We start from the raw sequence: 1,041 nt of genomic DNA, 5'->3' as shown, positions 1-1,041 counted from the left end.
CACATCGCCTACCTCTAGAATTGCACATCCATTTGTGTCAACTGTAATGTTGTTTGTTTTCACAATAGCAATTTTAGGAGACTGAGTCAACGGAGTTATAGTACATTCAGGACACTCAGGATCTTTAGGACAAGAAGTACAAGGAGTAGGATCGGTAGATGTATCTTTTACGTCCGCTCCAGTAGGAGGGGTTCCAATGGCTGTAGCCCAGTTGTAAACAATCCCAGCATCAATATCATTTTGCGTAATTGCATGAACCGCAGTAAAAGTGGTACTATCAGAAACACCAGATGCAAGAGAGGCGATTGGGCCACCAGAAACAACAGCATTAATATCGGTAACGGTAATGTTAGTAAGAGTTACATTACTAGTATTGGTCACAACGAAATTATATATTACGTTATCTCCAATATTAGTTATACCATCATGATTAGTATCTTGATACGTTCCATCTTTAGTTATCTTAATAGAACATGAGTTTATAGTTAAGACAACTGGAGTACGAGTTGGACTCACACAAGAAGTACTATTATTAACGGCTTGAGCATAGTAAGTAACTGTCCCGACAATATTAAGAGTTGGACTGTTTGTCGGATTATTTCCAGTTGCAGTAGTATACCAATCAATGTGTTGACCAGAAGGTACTGTTGCCGTAGCTGTTAAAGTTTGTATTGAAGGAGCCATGCACTCTGTTTGGTTACCGACAGAAGTTGGGGGAGCTGGCAGGGCATTTACTGTTACCAAAGCAGTTGCTGTTATAGCGGCACATCCGCCAGCCGCTGCAATAGTGTAGGAAACTGTATATGTTCCTGCAATACTTGAACTTGGGGTTATTGTACCCGTTGTAGCGTTAATGGTAAGCCCAGCTGTTGATGAATAAGTTCCACCTGCTGCTCCTGTTAATGTTACTGACTGATTCGTTACTGAAGTACACCAAGGGGAACCCGAATAGAAGATACTAGCCGTTGGCAAAGCAGTTATTGTTACCGAAGTAGTTGCTGTTACAGCTGCACATCCACCTGCTGTTGCAATAGTGTAGGT

1 protein-coding gene is annotated in these 1,041 nt (G+C 41.5%); it reads right to left on the bottom strand.

Annotated features, from left to right (window positions below; translation table 11 throughout):
- Window positions 1-1,041, bottom strand: a 1,041-nt coding sequence (locus DB891_RS17440; protein ID WP_449404075.1) for an immunoglobulin domain-containing protein, incomplete at both ends; no start/stop codon positions are given.

This window comes from Flavobacterium laiguense (assembly GCF_003097655.1).
Classification (GTDB): domain Bacteria; phylum Bacteroidota; class Bacteroidia; order Flavobacteriales; family Flavobacteriaceae; genus Flavobacterium; species Flavobacterium laiguense.
The sequence above is the reverse complement of the archived record's forward strand: the minus strand, read 5'-3'. Positions and strand labels throughout refer to the sequence as shown.